Here is a 19,003-nt window from a genome sequence, read left to right as displayed (position 1 = left end):
TGACAGCCACTCAAGGGCGGGTGCGTGTATCGATGGCCCCTGCGGCAACAACCTGAAAACGATTGTTTGAAAGGTAGGGCGCGGTATTGATGAGTTCGATAGCGAAACCGCCCACAGGTTCAAAGCAACCGACCTGCGCACAGATCAGTTACGCCACGTCTACTGAGCATTCAAGAGCGTTGCGGCGGCCGTTTTTGCCGGTTTCGGCTGACCGCCCGAGGTCAGAAAACCGAAGTTCTTCTCGCGATCGTTGCTGCCCGAATCGCTGTTCTTCCATTCGTATATTGATGTCAGCGGGATGTTGAGCTTTTTTACATCGGCGATGAACGCACTGATTTTGCTGGCTTGTCCGTCGTTCCCACCGTTGGAGGTGAGTGCCGATACACCCCACTCACTGATGACACCCGGCAAATGGAAGTTCTGTTGAATAAAGGCCTGCGCGTTGCTGATTTGCGCGGCCGTCATGCCGTAGGGGTGATAGGAAATGGCGTTCAGGCATTTGGGGTACTCACTGACGATTCGGTTTAGCGCAACGGTCGAAGCCGAACCCGCCGTCGGCGCGCGGGCGAAGCCGTAACCGACCCGTGGCGTGGATTGGGGTTTGCCTTGCAGCGACTTGCACACCGCGCTCATGAACGGCACAAACGTCGTGTCGAAATGGCGCGTCGGCCAGTAGGTTTCGAGGTCGGGTTCATTCCAGATTTCAGTGGCCACCAGTTGCGCGCTGTAGGCGTTTTCCAGGCCCGCCAACACATTGGCAAACGATTCGCCGGCGGCCTTCAGCTGACTATTGTTGCCGGGCGTCGCGGTCAGCGGTTTGATCGCGCGCACGGTCAACAGGACCGGCAAACCAGCGGAACCGGCCGCCGCAAAAGCATCGCTGACCTGCTGCTGATACGCCTTGGCGCTGAGGCTGTCGCTCCACACACCGAAACGCACAAAGCTGAAACCTGCTGCTTTGATGTGTGCAGCATCGTCGGCGGAAAAGTTCTGGATCTTCACCTGAACACCGATGGTTCTGGCGGGGAGGTTGGGAAACAGTTCACTGGCCTGCACGTGAGTGGCGGCACTGAGCGCCAATAACGCCGAGGCACTGAATCGAATGAGATGGGCGGATTTCATGTCTGCTCTCCAATGAGAAGTGACAACGGCGAATAGTTATCTCGTGACATTCTTTTTGAAACTAACAAGAGCGCTAAGTGCGCGAATGTTATTTTTTGTCAGAAATTCATTATCTGAAAATCACAGTTATTTTTGGTCCGGTAATTCTGGTTGGGGCGCTTTTAGGGCTGTGGTACTTAATACGCTGTATTAACAGGGCGAATCTATTTCTGAGTGCAGGAAGATCTAGTGGGTTCATTTAAACCGCTCTAGATGTTGGCAGTTTGATATTACACAGGAAAGTACACCTTGTTCAGAAAGATCCTTGTCGTCTGCGTGGGCAATATATGCCGAAGTCCGACTGCAGAACTCATGCTGCGTAACGCGCTGGCCCCCTCATCGATCACGGTTTCCTCCGCCGGCCTCGCCGCGCGGGTTGGCGAATCCATAGAGGCTTCGGCTCGTCAGGTGCTGGAAGACCATGGGCATAGCGCCGAGGGTTTCAAGGCGCGGCAACTGACCTCGGACATCGTTAATGAATCAGACCTGATTCTGGTGATGGAAAAAGAGCATGTAAAACAAGTATTGAACATGGCCTCTCACGCGAGGGGCAAAGTGTTTCTGCTCGGTAAGTGGCAAAGCGAGCGCGAAATACAAGATCCGTACCGTCAAGGCAAGGCCGCTTTTATTCATGCCCATGCATTGATTGAAGATGCTGTCAGCTCATGGGCACAACGTCTCGCGCGTTGATGAATATTCTTCAGATCAATGAATGGTAAGAACAGACTTATGCAGTTACCGTCAGTAATCGGCACCCGAGACAATGATCAAGACAGTATTGATCTGCTCGGCATATTCGGCAGTCTGATTGACCAGAAATGGTTGATTGGCGCACTGACCGGCGCCTTCATGGTCACCGGCGTTGCCTACGCGGTGTTGGCCACGCCCGTGTACCTGGCGAACGCGCTGGTTCAGGTCGAGCCGAAAAAGAACGACATGCTCGGCTTCGCCGATCTCAACAGCATGCTCGGTGGGCAATCGCCGTCGGTGACCGAAATCGGCATCATCAAATCCCGCGCCGTGATTGGCAAAACCGTCGACGATCTGCGTCTGGATATCGATGTCACCCCCAAGACCTTCCCGCTGATTGGCGCTTTTCTCGCTCGCCGTTATCGCGGTGAGACGGCGTTCAGCGTTGCGCCGCCGCGTTTTGGCCTGAACAGCTATGCCTGGGGTGGTGAACGCGTGGAGATCGCTCGGCTCACGCTGCCGAACGCGTTGCTGGGCAAGAAGCTCACGCTGATCGCCGGCGAACAGCAGCGTTTCCAGTTGTTCGATGATAACGACAACCTGCTGGCGCAAGGCGTGGCTGGCGAAGCCTTTGTTGAAGATGGCGTTGAGGGGCTGATCGCTCAGCTCTCGGCAAACCCCGGCACGCGCTTCGAAGTGGTGCGCAACCCACGAATCGTGACCATCCAGGGTTATCAGGATGCGTTGGATATTTCCGAGCAAGGCAAGGAGTCGGGGATTATTCGTCTGGCCCTGGCCAGTTCCGACGCGCCCGAGGCAGTGAAGATCCTCAACAAGATCGCGGCGTTGTATGTGCAGCAGAACGTCCAGCGCACCTCGGCGGAAGCGGCGCAGAGCCTGGCCTTCCTGCAGAGCCAACTGCCTCAGGTCAAGCGCGATCTGGCCAAGGCCAGTGATGCGCTCAACGCCTATCAGACCCGCGGCAAAACGGTAAACATCTCCCTGGAAACCCAATCGGTACTGGGCCAGACCGTTGCGTTGGACACGCGTATCTCCGAACTGAAAATGCAGCAGGCGGAGATGGATCGCAAGTTCACGCGACAGCATCCGGCCTACCGTGCGTTGATGTCGCAGATCGCTGAACTGACCCAGCAACAGAAGTCGCTGGAGAGCAAAGTCGGCGATCTGCCGGCCACGCAGCAGGAGTTGTTGAACCTCACCCGCGATGTTGAAGTCGCCTCGCAGATCTACACGCAACTGCTGAACAAATCCCAGGAACTGGACATCGTCCGCGCGGGTGCGGTAGGCAACGTGCGCTTGATCGACACGGCGGACGTCGACCTGACCAGTCCGGTCAAACCGAAAAAAGCCCTGATTGTGCTCATCGCCACTTTCCTGGGCGCCTTTGTCAGCGTCGCGCTGGTGTTGCTGCGCAAGTCGCTGAGTCGCGGCCTGGAAGGGCCAGAAGCCATTGAGCAACTCGGTTTGCCGGTCTACGCGTCGATCCCTTACAGCACGCTGCAGCAGGAGGAGGACGGTAAGAAAGGTCGCGCTCGTGATGGCGTCGATAAACCGGCGTATCTGTTGGCCCTGCGCAACCCGACGGACTTGTCTATCGAGTCGATCCGCAGCCTGCGCACCTGCCTGCACTTCGCCGGGCTGGATTCGACCAACAACCGCATCATGATTTCCGGGCCGAGCCCGCAAGTCGGCAAGACGTTCGTCTCCTCCAACCTCGCGGCAGTCATGGCCCAGAGCGGTCAGCGCGTGGTGCTGATCGATGCCGACATGCGCAAAGGGCATTTGCACAAAACCCTCAACACCCCGATCAGCAATGGTCTGTCGGACCTGCTGGTCAAGCGCTGCAGCATCGAGCAGGCGATCAATAAGATCGAAGTCGACAACCTGCACTTCATCAGTCGCGGGCAGGTGCCGCCCAATCCTTCGGAGCTGTTGATGCACGTCAACTTCCGCGAATTGCTGGCGCAACTCAGCGAGATGTACGACGTGGTGATCATCGATACGCCGCCGCTACTGGCCGTGACCGACGCGGCGATTGTCGGCCGTGAAGCCGGCATCAGCCTGATCGTCACGCGCTTCGGCGTGAACCCGGCCAAAGAGATCGAGTTGACCATTCGCCGCTTTGCCCAGAACGGTATCGAGTTGAAGGGCGCGGTGTTCAACGGCGTCGAGAAGCGCGCAGCCAGTTACTACGGCAATGGCGGCTACGGCTATTACAACTACGAATACGCGTCCGACAAATCCTGAGTTGTCCTTACATGTTTGAAGTGGGTGAGTTGTGAAGAAAATACTGCACGTAGCAGAGACGATCAAAGGTGGCGTTGCGACCGTCATTCGGACGATCTCGGCATCGCCCGAAGGCGACGCGGCGAACTACCAACGGGTTTACCTGGTCCCGCAGGATCAGGAAAAAGAATTGCACGGCATTCCCGCGCCTCAGATCCGCACCTTCGCCCGAACCGGACGCAATGTGCCGTCGCTGCTGCGATTCGCCTGGCGTCTGGCCCAGGTGATGCTCAAGGAAAAACCCGACGTGGTGCATTTGCACAGCACTTTTTCCGGGGTGATCGGCCGTTGCGTGTGCGTGCTGTTAAGGCCATGGCGCAAGCCGAAAATCGTTTACTGCCCGCACGCCTTTTCGTTCCTGATGGAAAGTTCGCCAATCAAGCAGAAGGCCTATGCGTGGATTGAGCGCGTGTTGCAGAAGGTCACCGACGTGATCATTTGCGTCAGCCAGTACGAACTGGATAGCGCCGCGAAATTTGGCATTGAGCGCAAGCGCATGACGCTGATCTACAACGGCATTCATCAACGCGATAACGCGCCGAAAGTCGATAGCGCGGAGTCGATTCATCTGCTGTTTGTTGGCCGTCTCGACTACCAAAAAGGCTTCGACGTGTTGCTCAAGGCTTTCGCCAAGGTGCAGCGCAGCGATTTGAAACTGACGGTGGTCGGCAGTGCGGTTAACGAAGATTCGGTCGAATGCCCACCAATGGACGCCGTTGATTACCTGCCTTGGGTCACGCCCAGCGAAGTTCAGGCGCTCTACCAGAAAGCCGATGCGCTGATTGTGCCCAGTCGCTGGGAAGGGTTTGCCATGGTGCCGCTGGAAGGCATGGCCATGGGCTTGCCAGTGATTGCCAGCAACTGCACGTCACTGCCCGAACTGGTTACCAACGAGGTGTCCGGTTACGTCTTCCCGAGCGGTGATCACCAGGCCCTGGCCGACGTGCTGGCGAAAATCCAGAAGCCCCGATTGCTCGACCTCGGCAACGAAGGTCGCAACATCGTGCGCGAGCGCTTCAGCGCCGCGTTGATGATCCGCCAGACCTACGACGTGTATTGCGCCCCCACTTATTAAGTAGAACTCAGCTTATGAACGTAACGATTTTGCATGGCTACAGTGCGTCCAACTCCGGTGACGGCTTGCTCGTGGATCTGGCGATTGCCCTGGTGCAGCGCAATTTTGGCGACGACACGGCGATCAGTGTCGTGGCCTCCGATCCCGAATCCTTCAGCTACCTGCCGCACCCGCGTTTTGACGCGCCAGTGATGGCGGCCAAGGGATTGGGGCGGGTCAAGCAAGCGGTGTTCCTCAATCAGTCTTACGCAGGCCTTGCTGATCTGCTGAAGAAAACCGATCTGATTGTCGGCGTCGGCGGCGGCTACATGCGCTCCAAAAGTGCCTTCGAGCACATCAAGTTGAAACTGGGCCACGCCAAGCAACTGGAAACCGCGATCCTCAGTAACGTCCCTTCGATTTATCTGCCGCAAAGCATCGGGCCATTCCATGGCGAGAGCCGCAAGATCGTCGAGCACTACGCCCGCGCCGATGCGGTGTTCGTGCGCGACAACCGCTCCTCGGCGATGTTCGACGCCTGTGCAAACGTCTACCGCGCGCCCGATCTGGCGGTGCAGTCATTGGCCAGCAAAATCCTGCAGCAGCCGAAATTCACTCGCTGCGCGTCGTCGCCGGCAACCGTCTGCGTAGTACTGCGCAAGCCGCCGCAATGGAGCAAGGAAAAGAAAATCGCCTACGTGGCCAACCTGAAGTTGTTGCTGCAGCGGTTGAAGGGCAAAAGCAAAGTCGTCTGCGCCGTCCAGAGCGCCGTGCGCGGCAACGATGACGGCGCGTTTTATCGCGAACTGGGCATTACCGAAGACCTGCTGCCCTTGAAGGCGACGCTGGCCAAATATCAGCCGGATCTGGTGATCTCCGTGCGTTTGCATGGCGCCATCGAATCGCTGCTCAGCGGCGTTCCTGCATATCACATCAGCTACGAGCGCAAAGGCTTTGGTGCCTATCAGGACATGGGCGTGGAAGACTGGGTGATCAACGGTGGCGACATCCATGTCGACACCATCATCGACACGGTCTACGCGCCGAACGCACTGGTGAATTTCGGCAAGCGCCTGACCGACACCTGCCGCGAGATCGAGGCGAAAACCGTGGCCATGGACGACATCATCAAAGGTGTCGTTCGATGATATTTCGGCTACTGCTTCGCGGCGGAGCATTGGGCGCGAAGTTTTTGCTGGTGCTGGCCATCACCCATTTCCTCGGCTATGAGGCGTTGGGTTTTTACGGCGTGGTCATGGCGGCCTCGTTGATCGCGTCGAAGTTCTACAGCGTCGGTTTCAGTTCCGAGATCAATCGGTTGATCAGCGTCAGCGGCAGTTCGCGCCGGGTCGTCGACAAGGTCTTGCTGCTGTATCTGGCGGTGGGGTTGGTGTTGTCGCTGGTGACCGTGGGGATTTATTCACTGTTCCAGCAGGTCGAGGCGACGAGCGCGCTGATCCTCTGCGTGACGCTGGTGTTGCTCACTGAACATCTGTCGTTTGAACTCAACTCCTTCGTGTTTTCCGCGCAGAAAGCCACGGCGGGCGCGCTGCTGTTTTTCATCAAAACCGGGCTGTGGGCGGTTTTGGCGGTGGGCGGGATGATGCTCGGCTGGATCTCGGGGATTGTCAGTGTGTTGTGGCTGTGGGTTGCCGCCAACGTGCTGGTGATCGTCGCCGGTTACCTGATAGTGGTGAACGTTCACAAAGGCCGGACGAGCGGCACGCTAGCCACGGCCACCGTGTGGAAGGCCGGGTTGCCGTTTTATCTCGGCACCGGATTGATTGCGTTGAGTCAGTACGTCGAACGCTTTCTGATCATTGATCTGGAACCCTACGCCAGCCTCGGTAAATACGTGTACGCGTGGTCGGCGGCCAACACCTTGCAGGCTTTGTCTTACGCGGTGGTGGCGGTGGTGGGCATTCCGGTGCTGGCCAAGCGGTTTCAGGCCGATCAACAGCCGTTCACGGTCAAGCAATTGTTCGTGAACAAATGGGTGATGCGCTCGCTGCTGGTGTCTGCGGCGGTCGCGGTGGCGATTTATCTGTTCTTTAACGTGGTGCTCGATTACGTCGCCACCCCTGTGCCGCGTCCAGACAACGCGATCCTCGGCGTACTGATTTTTTCCTTTGCGTTGCGCGCCATTGGCGACATCGTCTGGGGTGGTTTGATCGCTTCGAAAAACAGCCGCGTATCACTGCTCAGTGCGGCCATTTGTCTGTTGATTTCGGTGCCGGTCAGCTACGTGCTGATCAAGCACTATTCGATCTACGGCGCCGCGTGGGGCAACGTCTTTGCGGTCATCGTTCAGCTCGGCGTCATTGCCGTGTTGACCCGTGTGACCCGGGCGAAAAAGGCTGCGCTGTCATGGGCCTGAAGCTGCCGTGCATCGAGTTTCGTGGCAAGAAACTCGATTCGTCGATCTCGTTCCTGATTTTGTTCACCGGGTTGTTTCTGTCGGTGGCCATGCCGCTGCTGATCCCCCGCGATCCGGGGCCGGATGCGATGACGTTGTGGTCGTCCTACGCCCGTGCCGACAACTGCAATTTCTGGAACCCGTTCTCGCCTGATCGCTCGTCCTACGAGTGTTCGGCGTTCCTGCTGCGGCCCACCGGGATCAACCTGACCAACGCCTGGGCCTACGGGATGTTCTGCAATTTTTTCCTCACGGCGATTCCGGTGGTGGTGTTCCGCCGCATGCCGCTGACGATTTTCGCCACCCTGTGCCTGTGGGGCATCGTTCGCTCGTTTTTCCTGGAAAACCTGACCAAGGAAATCATCGTGTCGGTGGCGGTGTTGAGCATTTTGCTCAGCTCGTTGACGCGCAAATACCGTGGCGGTTTTTTTCTGTCGGCGGTGATCTACGGCGTACTGATCCGGCCCTACTGGATTCTGTTTTCGCTGTCCTGGATCGGCGTCTGCGTGATGAAGAAGTACGTCTCGCGGTTTACCTTTTTCCTGATGCTGTTCCTGTTCTACCTGGCGGTCGCCATGGCCATTCAGGTGGCGCTAGGGTTTCCGGTGTCGTCGATCCGCGCCAGCAACAACGAGTTGCGCACGGCGGGCGAGGAGGGATCGAAATCGTTGATCGTGTCCTGGCTCAGCGGCAGTGACTTCGTCTCGCAAGCGCTGGACTCGATGATCATCTTCTTCCGGCTCTCGTTCCCGGTGGAGTTGATCCTGTTGTCCGGACCGGGGCAGGTGATCTTCGTCGCATTGATGATCATGACCGCGCTGCTGCTGTTCAAAGTCATCACTTCGACCGACTACAAAGGTGCGCCGATCCAGACCAAACCCAAGGAACTGATCGCGATACCGCTGGCGTTTTTGCTGGTGCAAGGCCTGTTCGAGCCGGACTTCGGTTCCTTCGCCCGGCACTTCTCCATGGTGGTGCCGGTGCTGTTTGTCGGTCTGGGATTGATGCTGCGGGCCAACAAACCCGTGCAGGTCGAATCAAGAATTCTGAATTGAGGCGGGTGCTTTATGTCGAGCAAGAAAAAGTCCCTGGAGATCGAAACCCTGCGCGGCCTGGCGTGCCTGCTGTTGGTGCTCTATCACGTCATCGGTCCGTTGGGCGGTGGTTTGAAAATAGACATCGGCTCGCCGTTTCGAGTGATCGCCGACTCGATGGTGTATGTGCGCATGCCGCTGTTCACCTTCATTTCCGGGTACATCTACGCCCTCTACAAAATTCGCGGCAATGACTTTTCCGCGTTCTTCGCCGGTAAGGTGCGGCGGCTGATCGTGCCGTTGTTCTGCGTGGGCGTGCCGTTCTCGGTATTGCAAGCGGTGGGGCCAGGGGTCAACAAGGACGTTGGTGTGATCGACGCATTGTTGTCGTTCTGGGTGCCGATCAACCACTTCTGGTTCCTGCAGGCGGTGTTCATCATTTTCATGTTCGTCGGCCTGCTGGAGTGGCGTGGCTTGCTGCGTTCGGCGACGCGCTTGTACCTGCTGTTTGCCTTCGCGGCGGCGCTGTTTCTGTTGCCGCCGTTCAGGTTCGATGCGTTCGGGATTAACGGTGCGATCTACCTGCTACCGTTTTTTGTGGCGGGGATGATTGGTCAGGCAAACGTCAGCCAGTTGAAGCAGACATTCAAGGTGATCGGTCCGCTGGTGTTCGTGGTGATCTCGCTGACGTTGCTGTACGTGGCGGCGGTGGATCGGGAGTTGATTGTCGACCGCCGTAGCCTGATCGGGTTGACCGTGGGCAGCGTCTCTTGCTTCGCGCTGCTGTCGAGTGACATGCGCTCGAAGTGGCTGACGTGGTTGGGCGGCTATTCCTATGCGATTTTCCTTTTCCATGTGCTGTTCGCCGCCACGTCGCGGTTCGTGCTGGGACGTTTGGGCGTGAAGGATGAAAGTCTTCTGGTACTCGGTGGCGTTGCGTGTGGCTTGCTGGGGCCAGTGGTGCTGTCGCTGATTTTCAGTCGATTCAACTTCACGTCTGTGCTGTTTTTGGGTGAGCGGTCGGCGGCGAAGAAGCCGGTGGCAACCATCGCACCGGTTGCGCAGATCAATAGCTAAAAGCTTCGCGAGCAAGCCCGCTTGTACACATTGAATCTGTGGTGTTCACAAATCCCCTGTGGGAGCGGACTTGCTCGCAAACGGGGCATCTCAGACTGAAGGAATTGATGCATGGTTGCAGTAGATGATGTCCAACCCGTTTCGGCGTCGGTGATCGAGGTGGGTGATGCGCGCGAGCGCTTTGCTCAGTGGCGAGAAGGCAAGGCCGGCACAGTGTTGTCGGTCTCGGTGATCGGCGACAGCTACAGCGCCGGGCAGGATTTTTATCTGAACAAACTGGTGCAGCGGGTGGCCGGGGAGGTCGGTTTCGCCGGGCCTGGCTACGTTGGATTCAACCACGGCGCAGCGTTGGGTGGCACGCATTTCAAATACACGCGCAGCAGTGAAAAGTACTTCGGCGGTGACTGGCGGGTATCCGGCCTCGGTCAGGCCAGCCCGGATAGCCGCACCCTCACTGGCCGGCCCGGTTCATGGCTGCAAATAGACGCCCGCCCGACACCGGCCATCGACACCGCGATCACTCAGGCAAAGTTGCTTTACCTCGGCAACGGTGAATCCAGTGAAATCCGCTACCGCTGGACGCCATCCCAGAACTGGCAACCGTTGAAGCTCGCAGGTGTCGGGGTTCAGGAGGTGCCATTGCCGGGCACACCGGCCTCGGCTGATTGGGCATTCAAACTGGAAGTCGTGAAAGGCGCGCCCACGCTGTTCGGCGTGTGGATGAGCAACGATCAGAACGGCATTCGCGTCTCCAAACTGGCGGCGTCCGGCGCAGCGTCCGCCGATTTCTATCACCGCGACCCACAGTGGCAGACGCAGTGGAAAGCCGTGGTGTCGAAGATCCCTGCCGATATCTACCTGATCATGCTCGGGGGCAACGATCAGGGCTTTGGCGTGACGCCTGCGCAATATCTGCAGAACGTTCAGGGCCTGGTGGGGATGATCCGCGAGATTCAACCGGCGGCGAGCATCAACCTGATCATGCGGCAGGACACCACGCGCTCCAGTGCCTATCCGATGTCGGCTTACGCGCAGGTTTTAGCGCCTTGGGCGCGGGCGCAGCATCTGGGTTACGCCAACCTGCAATGCGCGTTCGGCGCCGACGTCAAACGTTACGCCGCTACGATGATCGGCCCGGACAAGATCCATCCGCAGCCAGCCACGGGCGGCAAGGTGATTGCCGACTATTTCTACCGCTGGATCGTGGGCGGCGGGGAAGGCAACTGCAACGAAACACCTGCCCTGTGACCCACTTTGATCAGCTTGAAACGTTGTGTGTTCAAGCTTTTTCGAACGCATCCAACTGACTCAACAGTTCGGCGGTTTTCTGCGGCATCAACCGCGTATCACAACGGGTTTCCACGTTGACGATGATCGCCGGATCGTTGCAGCAGATACGCACACGAAAGCGCCAGTCGCTGAATATCACTTTCAGGCCATCGCGGTCATCCATCTCCAGCGCCTGCTCACCATAGATGTTTTTCAAATGCGCGAGCAGGGGATAGGGATCGGACATCGACCGGCGAATATCGCCGGACGAAGGAAACATGCCGATGCGCTCAACCAGCAAAATCGTGCCCAGCCACGACTCATTGGCGCTGGGCAATGGCTGATGACGTGACAACCAACTCATCACCCCTTGGTTGCCCACTTCTCGTTCAATGTCTGCCGAATGTTGTGCAATGTTCATGGTTGTCTGCCTGAAGTGGAGGGTGGGCGGGGGATGTGGCCGGTTTAGCGGCCCTTGAGGTACACGTTTTCGTAGCAGAAGTTGGTCGCCTGCAGATACCCTTCGGCGTCGCCGCAGTCGAAGCGCAAACCCTTGAATTTGTAGGCCAGCACGCAGCCGTTCTGCGCCTGTTTCATCAACGCGTCGGTGATCTGGATCTCGCCACCTTTGCCTGGCTGGGTGTCGGCGATCAGGTCGAAGATGTCCGGCGTCAGAATGTAGCGACCGATGATCGCCAGATTCGAGGGGGCGTCCTGCGGCGCAGGTTTCTCCACCATGTTGTTGACCCGGTAGATGCCATCGGAAATCAACTCACCGGCGATCACGCCGTACTTGTGCGTCTGGTCGGCCGGGACTTCCTGGATAGCGACGATCGAGCAGCGGAATTTTTTGTAGAGCTGGATCATCTGGCTGAGTACGCCGTCACCTTCCAGGTTCAGGCACAGGTCATCGGCCAGTACCACGGCGAACGGTTCGTCGCCGATCAGTGGGCGGCCGCTGAGAATCGCGTGGCCCAAGCCCTTCATTTCCACTTGGCGGGTGTAGGAGAAGGTGCAGGTGTCGATCAGCTCTCGGGTGCCGGCGAGGAATTTTTCCTTCTCGGTGCCGCGAATCTGGTGTTCGAGTTCGTAGCTGATGTCGAAGTGGTCTTCCAGCGCACGCTTGCCGCGGCCAGTGACGATGGCCATGTGTTGCAGACCGGCGTCCCGCGCTTCTTCAACGGCGTACTCGATCAACGGCTTGTTGACGATCGGCAGCATTTCCTTGGGCATCGCTTTAGTGGCGGGCAAGAAACGCGTGCCATAGCCGGCAGCGGGGAACAAACATTTACGAATCATAAAAGTATCCTGGACAGTCATGGAACACAGGCGACGATGGCAGGCCATAACAAATGGCTGCAAGTTTCAATGATGATTGAAGGTCTACTTTAATACCTGAGTCAGGTTGTTAATGGCAATGAATTGAGGGGTAAAACATGACAATGTTATGAGATGTCGGTCAGCGCGTTATTAGTTATTTTTAGTCGGTATCTGTTGATAGTGATAAGCGCACTTGCAGTGCTAATAAGTACCGGGCAATAGAGTGTGACCTGCAAAGATATTTATTGCCAGTCATTGAACCAGTTTTGTTTTCGGTTGTTGTCGCCTTATTTGTGTGGAGTGTCGCACAAAATCCAACAATGAGGCTTGACACACTACTTGGCACTTATTCAATAACGGACCGCGCTATGAAAATTCTAGTAACGGGTGGCGCCGGCTATATCGGCTCGCACACCACACTTGCGCTGCTTGAAGCGGGCTATGAAGTTGTCGTGCTGGATAATCTTTGCAACAGCAGTGAGGCAGCGTTGCATGCGATAGAAGTCATCTGCGGCAAAAGTGCCTGGATGATTCGGGGCGATGTCTGTGACAGAGCCTTGCTCGACCGGATTTTCCGCGAACACGCGATCGAGGCTGTGCTGCATTTTGCCGGGCTCAAGGCCGTGGGCGAGAGCGTGCGCAAGCCGCTTGAGTATTACGAAACCAACGTCAGCGGCAGCATCACGTTGTGTCAAGCGATGGCAGCGGGGGGGGTGTTTAACCTGGTGTTCAGCTCATCGGCCACGGTGTATGGCGAGCCTGAGCAAATGCCGATCCGCGAAGATTTCCCCACCGGCAATCCGACCAATCCCTACGGCCAATCCAAGCTGATCGTCGAGAACGTGCTGCGCGACCTGTGTCAGTCCGAGCCGCGCTGGAGCATCGCCCTGTTGCGTTACTTCAACCCGATCGGCGCCCACGACAGCGGCCATATGGGCGAGGATCCCAGCGGCATCCCGAACAATTTGCTGCCCTACATCAGCCAGGTGGCGGTCGGTAGCCTGCAAGAGTTGTCGATCTTCGGCGACGATTACCCCACCGTCGACGGCACGGGCGTGCGCGACTACATCCATGTCGTCGATCTGGCGGACGGGCATTTGAAGGCCTTGCAGTCCATCACCGGGCGCACCGGCATTCATACCTGGAACCTCGGCACTGGTGACGGTTACAGCGTGCTGCAAGTGCTGCACGCCTTCGAGAAGGCGAGCGGGCAGCCAGTTCCGTATCGGGTCATGCCGCGTCGCTCGGGCGATATTGCCGAGAGCTGGGCCGATGCCTCCAAGGCGGCGAGAGAACTGGGCTGGAAAGCCAAGCGCAACTTGCAGGACATGGTCACTGATACTTGGCGCTGGCAATCGAATCATCCCAAGGGTTACTTGCGATGATGGCCATTTAGCCCGATGTTATTTTCAGTCAGGTTGTTAGATAACGTCGGGAAATTACACTGGCAATGCTTATTGCAAGTCCGTAGATATAAACCTGCCGTTCGACTTTTATCAGTTGGGTAAGACTGTGAAAGAACAACGGATCTTGTTCGCGCTTTTTGCGGACTTGAACTCTACCACCTCTAGCACACACCCGATTTCGATCAGGTTGAATGTTAGAAAGGAGTTGATATGAAAAAAGTAATGGCAATTGCCCTGTTGACGATGTTGAGCAACTGGGCAGCCGCCGCTGAAGCGCCGCTGACAGCGGTAACCAATGTAGGTGGCAATGTAGCGGCTTCTCAAGCGCCTGCAGCCAGTACTGCAATGGTTGCCAGTGCTGTAGCGGCGTCCAACAGCGGTGGCAGTGCCAACGGCGGTACCACCGGTACGACGGGTACCACCGGTACCACCGGCACGCACAACTAACAGGAACATTTGTTAGTGCAGTACAAGGTCGCCCGACGTAAGTCGGGTGACTTTGTTTTTGGATTCGCCCTTGAATAGCGTAGTGCCATTATGACTCGTAGTTTTTCTCTTTTAATGTTGGCAAGTCTCGCTTTGCAAGGTTGCATGTTTTCCCCCGGCCAATACCTGAGCACCAGTGACATCACCCGCCAAGGGGCCAGTGAAAGTAGCCGGGTCGAGCTGATTCCGATCACCCCCAAACTGATTGCCATGAACCGTGCCACGCAAAAGCGTGAGCCGGTGCCGGCGGCACTGTTGGCAGCGCCGGCCGAGTACCTCATCGGCAACAACGATGTCCTGTACATCACGGTGTGGGATCACCCAGAGCTGACGGCCCCGTCCGGCGCGCAACAACAGATCGACGCCAATGGCCGTCTGGTGCGTTCCGATGGCACGCTTTATTACCCCTACATCAAGGAAGTCCAGGCTGCCGGGCGAACGATTCAGCAACTGCGCTCAGACATCGAACAGCGGCTGTCGGCCTTCATCGCCGAGCCGCAAGTGGATGTCGCGGTGTTGCGTTTCGCCAGCCAGAAAGTCGTGGTGACCGGTGCGGTGACCAAGGCCGGCCCGCAAGCGATCTCCACCAATCCACTGAGTGTGGTCGAGGCCCTCGGCTCCGCCGGCATCGACACCAACAACGCTGACTTGTCCGGCCTGTTGCTGACGCGCCATGGGCAAACGTATCCGCTCAATCTCGACTCGCTCAACCAGCCGGATTCCGAGTTGCAGAACGTCTACCTCAAAGGGGGCGATAAGTTGTATCTGCCGTACAACGACAACAAGCGCATTTACGTCATGGGTGAGGTCAATCAGCCCCGTGCACTGAGCTTCAAGACCGCGACCATGAACCTCTCCGACGTGCTCGGCTCGGTCGGTGGCTTGAGTCAGACCACCTCCAACGGCAACGCGGTTTACGTCATTCGCGGGGTGGAAAACCTCGATGTCGAGCCGGCGAAGATCTACCAGTTGGAGGCCCAATCGCCGACCGCCATGGCGCTCGCTTCGCACTTCCAGGTGCGTCCTCAGGATGTTGTTTATGTCGGGCCTGCCAACGTGACTCGCTGGAACCGCTTCATCAGCCAATTGGTGCCATCGGCATCGATTGTCGGTACGGGCGCTTCCGCTGCGAAGAACTGGAGCGGATACAGTAGCAACACCAAATAAGGCCGCCGACTGTGAACACGTTGAAAGTGGGCGTCTGCCTGATAGCGGCCACGTTGTTGTGTGGCTGCAACCCGTTGATGAGCGCTTCGTTGAACAACCTCAAAGCCGCGGTAATCGGCCCGGATGAAGTGAATGTGTCGCCGGATGAGGTGGCCGGGGTCAATTATCCGCAACTCAAACTGACCACGCCGTCCGGCTCCGGGGTGCTGGCGCTGGTGCGCGAGCGTGAGGATCTGCAGTTCTGGGTCGCCTCCGGCAAGCAGGTGTTGCTGCTGCGCAATGGCCTCGCCGTGCGCAGTGTTGGCCTGGGTCTGGAGGGCGATCTGGATGGCACGCGTCAGTCCGACGATTCGCCGTTCAAACAAGGCCTGCATCAGGTTGCGGATGGCTACACCACGCGGCGCTGGATCGACCTCTACAAAGGCCAGGAGGTCGGTGTCATCGTCAACAGCCGCTTCTCCCTCCGATCCACGCAAACCCTCAGAATTCTTGATAAGGACTACACCGTGCTGCGTGTCGATGAGCAGATTGACGCCCCGGCCATCGGCCTGCGGGCGACCAATCGTTATTGGGTCGATCCGCGTGACGGTTTCATTATGCAGAGCGAGCAACAACTGACCTCGCAGTTACGCGTGAAGATTGTGCAACTGACGCCTGACCGCAGGCACATCCCGTGAAGCGGCTCGGTATGTTATCGGCGAGTCTGATGTTGACCAGCGTAATGAGCCACGCCGCCGTCACCGTCAGTGGTGATGTCGCCAATCCCGGGCCGGTCGAGTTGCCGGCGAATGGGCGCTTGCTCGATGTGATCAACGAGGCCGTGCCCAATGCCGAGGGTTATTGGTTGGCGGGTGTGCTGCTGCGTCAGTCACTGCTGCAAGAGCAGGCGCGGCTCAAGGCCGGTGTGCTGTTTGATCTGGATGTGTTGCGGCGTATGGCCTTGCTCTTCGATCGACCGAGTCGCGCAGCGCTGGCTGCGCGGTTGATCGAGGACGTCCGGCAGATGCCGGTCACTGGCCGGCAGATCGCCGATCTCGATCCGGTGGCATTGGAAGTTGGCTTTGCGCGCAACATTCGTCTCGACGACGGTGATCGGCTGATCTACCCGAAGCGGGTCGACGAAGTTGAAGTGCTTGGTGCAGTCGCCGAGCCTTGCCACTTGCCGTATCAGCCCTTGCAGGAGGCTCGCGACTACCTGCAAGGCTGCACGATTCTGGCCGATGCCGAGGCTGACTATCTGTGGCTGATCCAGCCCAACGGGACTTCGCGGCGCGTTGGCATTGCCCACTGGAATCGCGAAAGCGGCCAGCTTCCCGTTGCCGGCAGCAAGATTCTTGTACCGGTAAAAAATGATGATCTTGATCCGCCTGTTCCTGAGCTGAATCAGCAGTTGGCTGAATTGATTGCCACGCAGTTGGTTGAGGTGGTTCGTTGAATTTACGGTTTGCAGCTGTGTTTTTATTACCGTGCGGGTTGGTTCATGCCGAGCCGCGCATTACCCAGAATGACTTCGGTGGCACGGGGCTGTTGCAAACGCCGACGGCGCGCATGGCGCCGGCCGGCGAGTTGAGCGTCAACGCCAACCGCACCGAGCCTTACAGCCGCTACAGCGTTTCGTTGCAGCCGCTGGATTGGCTCGAAGGTTCCTTTCGCTACACCGCAATCACCAACCGGCCTTACGGCTCCGAGGCGCTGAGTGGCAGCCAGAGCTATAAGGATAAGGCGGTCGACGCCAAAGTCCGGCTGTGGCAGGAGAGTCATTGGGCGCCCGAAGTGGCGCTGGGCTTCCGAGATATCGGTGGTACGGGGTTGTTCTCCAGTGAGTTCTTCGTCGCCAACAAGCGCTACGACAACTTCGATTTCAGCGCCGGTATCACGTGGGGCTATATCGGCAATCGCGGCGACTTCGACAACCCTTTGGGCTACGCCGATGACCGTTTCAAAACCCGCCCGGCAACTGAAGGTACCGGTGACGTCAACGCCGGTTCGTACTTTCGCGGCAGCCCCTCGCTTTTTGGCGGCGTGAGCTACCAGACGCCCTGGGATCGCCTCAGCCTGAAACTCGAATACGAAGGCAACGACTACAAAAGCGAACCGAAGGACAACGTGATCAAACAGGACTCGCCGATCAACCTCGGTGCGGTGTTCAAGGTCACCGATTCGATCGACCTCAGTGCGGCGTGGGAGCGTGGTAATACGGCGATGTTTGGCGTGACGTTCCACACCAATTTCGTCAGCCGCAAAGCCCCGGCCAAAACGTACGATCCAACTCCAGAGCCGTTGCCGGCAAAAATGCCGACCACGTCGATGGAGCAGGTCAATTGGGCCGACGTGTCGCAACGCCTGCAGCAGAATGCCGGCTATAAGGTCGAACGCATCAGCCAGCGGGATCGCGAGTTGGTCGTGTATGGCGAGCAACAGCGCTACTTCCATTCGTCCAAGGCTGTCGGCCGTGCGAGCCGGGTTCTCGACAACAGCGTCAACGACGACATCGACTGGTTCACCCTGGTCAACAAACGCTACGACCTGCCGCTGGAAGAAACCAGCGTACCGCGCCAGACCTTCCGTGAAGTGATCAACAACGAAGAGCCGCTGGAGTCGTTGCACCGTACCACCGAGATCAACCCGGCGATGCCGCGCAACGAGAAGACTCTCTACACCGAAGCACCGCAGCACTTCAGTTATGGTGTTGGATTGGGCTTCAAACAGAACGTTGGCGGCCCCGATGGTTTGCTCTATCAGTTCAGTGCCGATGCGGACGCCGAATACCGCTTCAACCGCAACACTTGGTGGAGCGGCCTGCTCAGTGCCAACCTGGCGAACAACTTTGACAAGTTCTCCTACGACGCGCCGAGCGGCTTGCCGCGTGTGCGCACGGATTTACGTCAATACCTGACCACCTCCGAAGTGACCATGCCGTTGTTCCAGGTCAGCCATGCCGAACAGTTGGATAAAGACCTGTACGGCATGGTTTACGGCGGGTATCTGGAGTCGATGTTTGCCGGGGTTGGCGGGGAAGTACTGTTCCGTCCGACGGGTGAGCGTTGGTCGGTGGGAGCGGATCTCAACTACGTGCGTCAGCGCGATTTTGATCAGGGTTTCGCGCTGCGTGACTACTCGGTAGTGACCGGGCACATCACGGGCTACACCGACCTGCCTTACGACACGCTGGCGGCCGTCAGCGTCGGCCGTTACCTGGCCGGAGACTGGGGCGGCACGCTGGACATCTCGCGTGAGTTTTTCAACGGCGTACGCTTTGGGGCCTGGGCGACGATCACCACTGCCGGCAGTGCCGAGTACGGTGAAGGTAGCTTCGACAAAGGCATCTACCTGTCCATTCCGTTCGACGAAATGATGAGCATGTCCACCATGCGTCGCGCCAACCTGGTGTGGGCGCCACTGACTCGTGACGGTGGCGCAAGGCTCAATCGCAGCTATCAATTGCACTCAATGACCGATAGCAGGGAAGGGGACATGTTCTATCGCAACTTCGAGAAGATCACCGAGTAACCCTCGCTAAACCGGTGAGAACCCCTGTGGAGCGGGCTTGCTCGCGACGGCGTCGGCACATCCAGCATTAAAGTTGCCTGACCCACCGCCATCGCGGGCAAGCCAC

At 57.9% G+C, this 19,003-nt stretch carries 17 protein-coding genes; 14 read left to right on the top strand and 3 right to left on the bottom strand.

Translation table 11 applies throughout. The annotated features are described in order from the left end of the window. Nucleotides 1-159: 159 nt before the first annotated feature. Nucleotides 160-1,122, bottom strand: coding sequence for a glycosyl hydrolase family 5 (locus tag K5E40_RS25545; protein ID WP_221733201.1), 963 nt, complete (start codon nucleotides 1,120-1,122; stop codon nucleotides 160-162). 288 nt (nucleotides 1,123-1,410) lie between these two features. Between K5E40_RS25545 and K5E40_RS25540 the strand changes: the two genes are divergently transcribed. The 8 genes from K5E40_RS25540 (at nucleotide 1,411) to K5E40_RS25505 (ending at nucleotide 10,987) form a co-directional block, all read left to right on the top strand. Then, nucleotides 1,411-1,851, top strand: coding sequence for a low molecular weight protein-tyrosine-phosphatase (locus K5E40_RS25540; protein ID WP_221733200.1), 441 nt, complete (start codon nucleotides 1,411-1,413; stop codon nucleotides 1,849-1,851). Nucleotides 1,852-1,890: 39 nt separating this feature from the next. Further along, a complete protein-coding gene (locus K5E40_RS25535) occupies nucleotides 1,891-4,119 on the top strand; it encodes a polysaccharide biosynthesis tyrosine autokinase (protein ID WP_221733199.1) in 2,229 nt (742 codons plus the stop codon). A 31-nt stretch (nucleotides 4,120-4,150) separates the two neighbouring features. Then, nucleotides 4,151-5,233 (top strand): glycosyltransferase, encoded by a 1,083-nt coding sequence (locus K5E40_RS25530; protein ID WP_221733198.1) that lies wholly within the window; start codon nucleotides 4,151-4,153, stop codon nucleotides 5,231-5,233. 14 nt (nucleotides 5,234-5,247) lie between these two features. After that, on the top strand, nucleotides 5,248-6,360 hold the full coding sequence (locus K5E40_RS25525; protein ID WP_221733197.1) for a polysaccharide pyruvyl transferase family protein: 1,113 nt from the start codon (nucleotides 5,248-5,250) through the stop codon (nucleotides 6,358-6,360). Further along, nucleotides 6,357-7,589, top strand: a complete 1,233-nt coding sequence (locus K5E40_RS25520) for a polysaccharide biosynthesis C-terminal domain-containing protein (protein WP_221733196.1) — start codon at nucleotides 6,357-6,359, stop codon at nucleotides 7,587-7,589. Before K5E40_RS25525 ends, K5E40_RS25520 begins: the two co-directional genes overlap by 4 nt. Further along, the gene (locus K5E40_RS25515; RefSeq protein ID WP_221733195.1) at nucleotides 7,580-8,683 is read left to right on the top strand and encodes a hypothetical protein; all 1,104 of its coding nucleotides are present in this window, start codon (nucleotides 7,580-7,582) and stop codon (nucleotides 8,681-8,683) included. The genes K5E40_RS25520 and K5E40_RS25515 overlap by 10 nt, the downstream gene beginning before the upstream one ends. Nucleotides 8,684-8,695: 12 nt before the next feature. Beyond that, nucleotides 8,696-9,739 (top strand): acyltransferase family protein, encoded by a 1,044-nt coding sequence (locus K5E40_RS25510; RefSeq protein WP_221733194.1) that lies wholly within the window; start codon nucleotides 8,696-8,698, stop codon nucleotides 9,737-9,739. A gap of 111 nt (nucleotides 9,740-9,850) precedes the next feature. Further along, nucleotides 9,851-10,987 (top strand): SGNH/GDSL hydrolase family protein, encoded by a 1,137-nt coding sequence (locus tag K5E40_RS25505; RefSeq protein WP_221733193.1) that lies wholly within the window; start codon nucleotides 9,851-9,853, stop codon nucleotides 10,985-10,987. A 31-nt stretch (nucleotides 10,988-11,018) separates the two neighbouring features. Here K5E40_RS25505 and K5E40_RS25500 read toward each other — a convergent pair whose 3' ends face one another. Then, entirely contained in the window at nucleotides 11,019-11,429 is a 411-nt protein-coding gene (locus K5E40_RS25500) for a mannose-1-phosphate guanylyltransferase (RefSeq protein WP_221733192.1), read from the bottom strand. Between the two features lie 44 nt (nucleotides 11,430-11,473). Next, nucleotides 11,474-12,307, bottom strand: coding sequence for a UTP--glucose-1-phosphate uridylyltransferase GalU (gene galU / locus K5E40_RS25495; protein WP_126364920.1), 834 nt, complete (start codon nucleotides 12,305-12,307; stop codon nucleotides 11,474-11,476). Nucleotides 12,308-12,696: 389 nt separating this feature from the next. Between galU and galE the strand changes: the two genes are divergently transcribed. The 6 genes from galE to K5E40_RS25465 all read left to right on the top strand — a co-directional run bounded on the left by galE (nucleotide 12,697) and on the right by K5E40_RS25465 (nucleotide 18,897). Next, nucleotides 12,697-13,713: a UDP-glucose 4-epimerase GalE gene (gene galE / locus K5E40_RS25490; protein ID WP_221733191.1), complete on the top strand. Its 1,017-nt coding sequence runs from the start codon at nucleotides 12,697-12,699 to the stop codon at nucleotides 13,711-13,713. 231 nt (nucleotides 13,714-13,944) lie between these two features. Then, entirely contained in the window at nucleotides 13,945-14,181 is a 237-nt protein-coding gene (locus K5E40_RS25485; protein ID WP_129394762.1) for a hypothetical protein, read from the top strand. Between the two features lie 144 nt (nucleotides 14,182-14,325). After that, nucleotides 14,326-15,387 (top strand): polysaccharide biosynthesis/export family protein, encoded by a 1,062-nt coding sequence (locus K5E40_RS25480; RefSeq protein ID WP_260456037.1) that lies wholly within the window; start codon nucleotides 14,326-14,328, stop codon nucleotides 15,385-15,387. 11 nt (nucleotides 15,388-15,398) lie between these two features. Beyond that, a complete protein-coding gene (locus tag K5E40_RS25475; RefSeq protein WP_221733189.1) occupies nucleotides 15,399-16,064 on the top strand; it encodes a YjbF family lipoprotein in 666 nt (221 codons plus the stop codon). Between the two features lie 29 nt (nucleotides 16,065-16,093). Continuing rightward, nucleotides 16,094-16,822, top strand: coding sequence for a capsule biosynthesis GfcC family protein (locus K5E40_RS25470; RefSeq protein ID WP_260456036.1), 729 nt, complete (start codon nucleotides 16,094-16,096; stop codon nucleotides 16,820-16,822). Further along, entirely contained in the window at nucleotides 16,819-18,897 is a 2,079-nt protein-coding gene (locus K5E40_RS25465) for a YjbH domain-containing protein (RefSeq protein WP_221733188.1), read from the top strand. Before K5E40_RS25470 ends, K5E40_RS25465 begins: the two co-directional genes overlap by 4 nt. Nucleotides 18,898-19,003 lie beyond the last annotated feature (106 nt).

The sequence above is a fragment of the Pseudomonas baetica genome (assembly GCF_019733355.1).
Classification (GTDB): domain Bacteria; phylum Pseudomonadota; class Gammaproteobacteria; order Pseudomonadales; family Pseudomonadaceae; genus Aquipseudomonas; species Aquipseudomonas baetica_A.
This window is presented reverse-complemented; position numbering and strand designations above follow the sequence as displayed.

What these genes read in the sequence shown, in the direction of transcription:
- K5E40_RS25545 (WP_221733201.1), bottom strand. Translation starts at nt 1,122, where the DNA reads ATGAAATCCGCCCATCTCATTCGATTCAGTGCCTCGGCGTTATTGGCG.
- K5E40_RS25535 (WP_221733199.1), top strand. Translation starts at nt 1,891, where the DNA reads ATGCAGTTACCGTCAGTAATCGGCACCCGAGACAATGATCAAGACAGT.
- K5E40_RS25525 (WP_221733197.1), top strand. Translation starts at nt 5,248, where the DNA reads ATGAACGTAACGATTTTGCATGGCTACAGTGCGTCCAACTCCGGTGAC.
- K5E40_RS25520 (WP_221733196.1), top strand. Translation starts at nt 6,357, where the DNA reads ATGATATTTCGGCTACTGCTTCGCGGCGGAGCATTGGGCGCGAAGTTT.
- K5E40_RS25515 (WP_221733195.1), top strand. Translation starts at nt 7,580, where the DNA reads ATGGGCCTGAAGCTGCCGTGCATCGAGTTTCGTGGCAAGAAACTCGAT.
- K5E40_RS25510 (WP_221733194.1), top strand. Translation starts at nt 8,696, where the DNA reads ATGTCGAGCAAGAAAAAGTCCCTGGAGATCGAAACCCTGCGCGGCCTG.
- K5E40_RS25505 (WP_221733193.1), top strand. Translation starts at nt 9,851, where the DNA reads ATGGTTGCAGTAGATGATGTCCAACCCGTTTCGGCGTCGGTGATCGAG.
- K5E40_RS25500 (WP_221733192.1), bottom strand. Translation starts at nt 11,429, where the DNA reads ATGAACATTGCACAACATTCGGCAGACATTGAACGAGAAGTGGGCAAC.
- galU (WP_126364920.1), bottom strand. Translation starts at nt 12,307, where the DNA reads ATGATTCGTAAATGTTTGTTCCCCGCTGCCGGCTATGGCACGCGTTTC.
- galE (WP_221733191.1), top strand. Translation starts at nt 12,697, where the DNA reads ATGAAAATTCTAGTAACGGGTGGCGCCGGCTATATCGGCTCGCACACC.
- K5E40_RS25485 (WP_129394762.1), top strand. Translation starts at nt 13,945, where the DNA reads ATGAAAAAAGTAATGGCAATTGCCCTGTTGACGATGTTGAGCAACTGG.
- K5E40_RS25480 (WP_260456037.1), top strand. Translation starts at nt 14,326, where the DNA reads ATGTTTTCCCCCGGCCAATACCTGAGCACCAGTGACATCACCCGCCAA.
- K5E40_RS25470 (WP_260456036.1), top strand. Translation starts at nt 16,094, where the DNA reads ATGTTGACCAGCGTAATGAGCCACGCCGCCGTCACCGTCAGTGGTGAT.